The organism is Endozoicomonas sp. YOMI1, assembly GCF_024606345.1.
Taxonomy (GTDB): Bacteria; Pseudomonadota; Gammaproteobacteria; order Pseudomonadales; family Endozoicomonadaceae; genus Endozoicomonas.
In genome coordinates this window covers 1-5,399 of sequence record NZ_JAHHPM010000467.1, presented here as the reverse complement: position 1 = coordinate 5,399, position 5,399 = coordinate 1, and the positions used below count along the sequence as shown (strand labels likewise).

Below are 5,399 nucleotides of genomic sequence, written 5' to 3'. Positions count from 1 at the left end.
GAGCCTTGGATCATAACAACGAATGTTGCGCTCGTTGCGGTTTTAATCAAGAGTTACTGGGACCAATAAGCGTCCATATTCTCCATTTTTAACGATGCCAGAATCAACGGCATCGTTATTCTACCCGGTTGTAAACTATCAGCTGCTATAGTTGTTCGATCAACCTATGCCAGAGAAACCGCGATGAAGGATTGTGTCGTCTTTTATGGTGCCAGTGTCACCAGCCGGTCCAAAACTCAGGCTCGGGAAATTATTGACCGTGCGATACATATCTGTGAGTTGCTTAGAAACTATGGTTTTCAATGCCATGCGGATGTTGTTCTGGATGACAAGCTGCATAGTCGATCAGCAGCATCCATAACCAATATCCCTGAAAAGTTTCTCAAGCTCAGCACCGAAGAACAGGTCAATAAGCTTTACCCTTTTCGTGCGTCTGAGCCAAATGAGCTGCATAAAGAGCTGGCCTGCTACTACTGGGGACTGGACAGTTTGAGAAACGCCCGCTTCTGTCTCTGGGATTTGACTTACCCATCGACAGGTGCGGGCTTCGAACTGGCAACCGCTCTGACCCTGGGTAAAAAGTGCTTTTGTTTTTCAGAAAACACCCGAATATCATCCACCGTGTGCGGCTATCCACTGAACTCCCTGACGATTAGTAACTATGGTGATGGATTTGAGCAACGGTTACTTGAATTCATAAAAGCCAGTGACCGGAATTTAAATATAAATCCCGGGGAATAGCCAGACAAACTCTAAGACGCTGAACACTGTAAAGAATGCTGTGACGCGGTTAAAGTAAGAAATTATTTAACAGTACAGTGCCACCATGGATATCAGCCATTTAAGAGAAGAGTACACTCAGGCAGGGCTCAGTCGGGACAACCTGAAAACCAGCCCCTTTGACCAGTTTGAGCTCTGGTTCAAGCAGGCTCAGCATGCTCAGCTTGCCGAACCCAATGCCATGAGCCTTGCTACCGTTTCTGCATCAGGTATCCCATCCCTGAGAACGGTATTACTCAAGTATTTCGACCAGTCAGGCTTTGTCTTTTTCACCAACTACAGCAGTAATAAAGCCAGAGATATCACCAGCAACCCGCACGTTGCCATTATGTTTCCCTGGGTAGCCCTTGAACGGCAGGTTGTCGTCCAGGGCAAGGCAGAAAAAATATCAACGCCTGAATCACTGCGTTACTTTACCAGTCGACCTCATGGCAGCCAGCTCGGTGCCTGGGTATCACAACAAAGCTCGGTAATTACCGGACGCAAGGTTCTGGAATTGAAGCTGGAAGAGATGAAACGCAAATTCAAGGAAGGAAAAGTGCCTCTGCCCGATTTCTGGGGTGGCTATCGCGTAGTGCCGGAGAACATTGAATTCTGGCAAGGTCGCCCAAACCGCCTTCACGATCGCTTTCAATACACCCGGTTATCCACAGATAAGGGCTGTGATTGGCAAATCGACCGCCTTTCTCCCTGAACCCCCGTCAGGTGAACTATTTTATGAGCACGTTATGAGTAAAGAAACCGCAGCACGAATCGCCGTAAGGGATGCGCTTATTCAACTGGTAGAATTGAATCGCTCATTTCGGGAAGCCATTGAATCGGACCATGGCTTACCTATCTGGATCATGGAAACGGAATCCACAAACCAACGGGCTCTGGCAGCGGGTATTGCCACTCGACTAACCTATATTCAAGAGCAGAACAAGCAGGAAACCGCCCGTTTAACCGGATTGGTAGGCGTCTCTGAGCAGACCTTACAACTGGGTGAAGAACTGAACCTCTGTCGTGATCAGTTTAAAACCGCCATCGCCAACTTTCGCAAGCTGTTTGGCGACAGCATTGAGGCCATTGAACAGGCATCTGATGATTTGCGGGATGGTTTACTGGGGGGACTCCAGGTCAAACACCTGCACTTTGTGCAATGTTACCGACAACTCAAGCTCTTTCCAGAGCCCCCCAGACGGGTTGGTTTCAGCTGGGCTGCAAGCCACAGTGGCACGGTCAGGCTGACCGCCGAAGAGGCGATTGACCATTTCAGAAAGAAATACATAGCCTCCGTCGCCGTTAATGAAGACATTTGCCTGCTGGAGAAAATGCCCGCCGAAGAAGTTGTGGTGATCAAGCGTATACTGGCTCCCCACCTAAGGGCCAATATTACCTGGCCAAAAGATATTCAGGTGCTCAGACAGGCGGACCCGGCATTGAAAAAACAGTATCCGGCACAGATTAACTCTCCCCTCCCCTTGTTCATTCAGCTGAAGCCGGGAGAGCCGTTACCGGAGTTTAACCGGATTCGTCCCTATGACCCGTCTGCCAGACAGGAAAGACTGCAGCGCAGCGATGCCCGTCTGGTTAAAATTAACGACAATCCCCATTCAAGGATATACCGTTATGCATAATGCTCAGGCGTCTTTTTCCCTGAGATAAGCTTCCAGATCCGTATACCCGCCAACGTACTGCTGACCATGAAAAATCTGGGGAACCGTTTCAACTTCCTTGCCGACGGTCTTGGACAGGTCAGCCTTACTGATCCCTTCTTCGTAGATATCAACGTATTTGAAAGGCAAACCTTTCATCTCCAGCAGCTGCCTGGCACGCACACAGAATCCACAGCCAGGACGACCAAACACAGTAAACCGATCCATTATTTATGCTCCATCAGGTTCATAGGAAAGCCCCCAGTTGGTTCAGATCAACATAGACCAAATGTTAAGGCACTATAACGCTAACCGGCTGACAAATGCAGCCTGCTGTTAACAGAAATCAGCTCTCTCAGACGTTGCCGGGCCTGCTTTTCTCCGGAAAAATTGCAGGCTGCGACCACCTGATGCCAGGGATGATTCTGGATCACTCGACTGACCAACAGCCTTGCATCCGCAGTATCTATATCACCCGCCCCAAGTACTCGAAAGGCCACTCTTTTGATGACATCAATGCAATTCTCATATTGCCTCTGCCCCTCAGTGAACGAAATCAGCTCTCGCTGATTATCGCCGGACAAAGCATAATCATCGCTGACCCGAATTATCGGTCCCATCATGGCAAGGATGGCGGCAACCACCTCAACATCAAGCCCTTTGAGTTCATCCATTAATAACCACCGCAACTGAGCCAGGCATTTCTTATGGGCCTGATGAATCAGGCGTTGGGCAGGGAGCGATAATGGCTTGAGCATCATGGCAGAATGGGTACCACTGGCGGCGTCTCTGGACAAACCAACCCGCACAGGCACATAGGAAGAATCACCCCAGAACTTCAGAAGGTCATCAGTGGCACCAAACAATGTGCCCAGGTAATCAACATGCTTATTTGAGGCGTCCTGTTGGAGTTTATCCAGCAGCATTTTGCCCAGCCCTATTCTCTGACAATCGGGGTGAACCGCTATTCTGATGACCCGGAGCCCTTTCAGTGAAATGGCTTCCGGTAAGCCCAGATGATTACTCAGTGACTGTGGCAGCAAATGACCTCGAACCCTGCGCCTGCCCTTCCAGATATCATCGGCCAGTGCCGAGTCAATGCCACCTTCCCTTGCTGCCAGGAGTACGGCAAGCAACCGTTGTTGTCGATCAAAAAGACCGTAAACCTCCATATTCCCGCCATCCAGCAGGTGGCGAAGGTCAACAGGACGTGTCTGGTAATGAGCCAATACCAGCAAACCAAACAGCTGAGTTAACAAGTCTTCATTAAACAGTAATTCTTCAGATGATATCTGCCTGAAAGTACACTGCTGCGAACGGATACTTTCCGGCTGATCAATGACAGCGGGCACTGCATTGAGCAACAGCGCCCTGAATACAAAGTCTTCCAGTGGATCCTCCGGCTGCCAGCGAATCGGCTCAACCATTCTTAGCTCGTGCCACTGAGGTGCTTTGCTATCCAGCACCTTCCTGAAGCGTATGGCAAAACCCCGTCCGGTGCCTTCGTAACCATGAATGGTTGTAGCATAGACAATTCGACTATAGTGAGTCAGCATTTTTTCCAGCAAGGGTGTGGGCATGGCAGCGGCCTCATCAACCAGCAACAACTGGGTTGCGGGCAGTGTCTGAACCAGATCGTCCGGAGGAATAAACTGAAGTCTGCGTGAAAGAGCGGCATGATGCTCGCCCAGCACTTTCCCGGCATGGTGAAAGAACACATCTGCGGTAATTCTTGAGGGCGCGGTTATGGTTATCTGCTCAACACCTTCCAGCAACAGCTGTGCTGCTGCGATGCCCAGAGATGCACTTTTACCTCGGCCTCGATCGGCAGTCAGAACCAGCGGGCGACGACGGTGTCCTCGAAACACCTTGTGTATTCTCCGAACCGCCTGCATTTGTGATCTGGTTTTACAGGGCGCAGTGACTGACTCGTCCTTTTCGCCAGGTGCTTTTTTATCAGGATTATTTTTAACCGCTTGAATCCGTACCACCCCACTCTGAGTCAGGAGAGATAGCTGATCGGAGGCTTTAATAATTTGCGACAGGCGCTGCAAATACCGCCCGGAGACATCCTCAAATTTTTGAGGATAAACCAACATGCGGCGATGTTCAGGATCGTGGAAATATTGCCATTGGTCCAACGCTGGTGCTAAAAGCACCATAAGGCCACCCGCACATAACGTACCACTGATGGCGCCAAACGCATCGACATCAAAGCCTGCATGGGTATTAAAGATAATGTTCTGATGCTCCCTGCCTAACCGGGACAGACACTTTTTTGCCGCAATAACCTCTATATTTGCTGCAAGCTCAGGGAAATCTTCGCCAATCAGCAGAACAGCCTCCCCTGCCAGGGTATGTGCCATTTCCACCATTTGAGTCTTACACCAGTCAGCATCGCCTGCACATACCAGCAGACGCCGGTGACTAGATAGCCTGGCGGCTGATTTTAGCGTTCGAACAAGTTCACAAGTGGTAGAAATAGTCGGTTTACTCATGGATATCAGGAAGCCTCAGGATGGGGGCTTCTTCGGGCGCCAACATCAAAACCATATCCCCTTTACTGGTTTGCAGAACCACCTGTAACGCTTCAACTTTATTCTCAGAGGATATCGGTGACTCTGTCGCTGCACCATACGCCAGGGTTGTCAGAAAAAGTATGGAGCTCCCCAGCAGCCAGTTTCGCATCCAACGCATTTATTCTCTCCAAATCGGAAAAAGTCAAAACCACTTTATGCTATACAACCGGATAGACAGTAAATGCTCTGAAGTAAGAAAAAAAGCCTGTTTAGCATCAGACTGTTTTCGACAGAGAAATAAGCAAAAGAAAAGCGCGAGGGCTTGCAAATAGTGTTTTTTCAGGTAATATACCCTCCGCCTGAAGGGACAAAAAAACACATTTTTTTATCCTTTCCTCTGTCGGAGCGTAGCGCAGCCTGGTAGCGCACCACAATGGGGTTGTGGGGGTCGGAGGTTCAAATC

6 protein-coding genes are annotated in these 5,399 nt (G+C 49.5%); 3 read left to right on the top strand and 3 right to left on the bottom strand.

The genetic code is table 11. From position 1 onward, the window contains the following. Positions 1-183: 183 nt before the first annotated feature. The 3 genes from KDK15_RS16530 (at position 184) to KDK15_RS16520 (ending at position 2,399) form a co-directional block, all read left to right on the top strand. Entirely contained in the window at positions 184-741 is a 558-nt protein-coding gene (locus tag KDK15_RS16530) for a nucleoside 2-deoxyribosyltransferase (RefSeq protein ID WP_257296491.1), read from the top strand. A gap of 85 nt (positions 742-826) precedes the next feature. After that, positions 827-1,474, top strand: a complete 648-nt coding sequence (gene pdxH / locus KDK15_RS16525) for a pyridoxamine 5'-phosphate oxidase (protein WP_257296490.1) — start codon at positions 827-829, stop codon at positions 1,472-1,474. 34 nt (positions 1,475-1,508) lie between these two features. Further along, positions 1,509-2,399 (top strand): DNA replication terminus site-binding protein, encoded by an 891-nt coding sequence (locus KDK15_RS16520; RefSeq protein ID WP_257296489.1) that lies wholly within the window; start codon positions 1,509-1,511, stop codon positions 2,397-2,399. 3 nt (positions 2,400-2,402) lie between these two features. Here the strand turns inward: KDK15_RS16520 and KDK15_RS16515 are convergent, their stop codons facing one another. From KDK15_RS16515 to KDK15_RS16505, 3 genes are all read right to left on the bottom strand, one after another. Further along, positions 2,403-2,645: a GrxA family glutaredoxin gene (locus KDK15_RS16515; RefSeq protein WP_257296488.1), complete on the bottom strand. Its 243-nt coding sequence runs from the start codon at positions 2,643-2,645 to the stop codon at positions 2,403-2,405. Positions 2,646-2,725: 80 nt separating this feature from the next. Then, the gene (locus KDK15_RS16510) at positions 2,726-4,915 is read right to left on the bottom strand and encodes a tRNA(Met) cytidine acetyltransferase TmcA (RefSeq protein ID WP_257296487.1); all 2,190 of its coding nucleotides are present in this window, start codon (positions 4,913-4,915) and stop codon (positions 2,726-2,728) included. Further along, positions 4,908-5,114, bottom strand: coding sequence for a hypothetical protein (locus KDK15_RS16505; protein ID WP_257296486.1), 207 nt, complete (start codon positions 5,112-5,114; stop codon positions 4,908-4,910). Before KDK15_RS16505 ends, KDK15_RS16510 begins: the two co-directional genes overlap by 8 nt. Positions 5,115-5,399 lie beyond the last annotated feature (285 nt).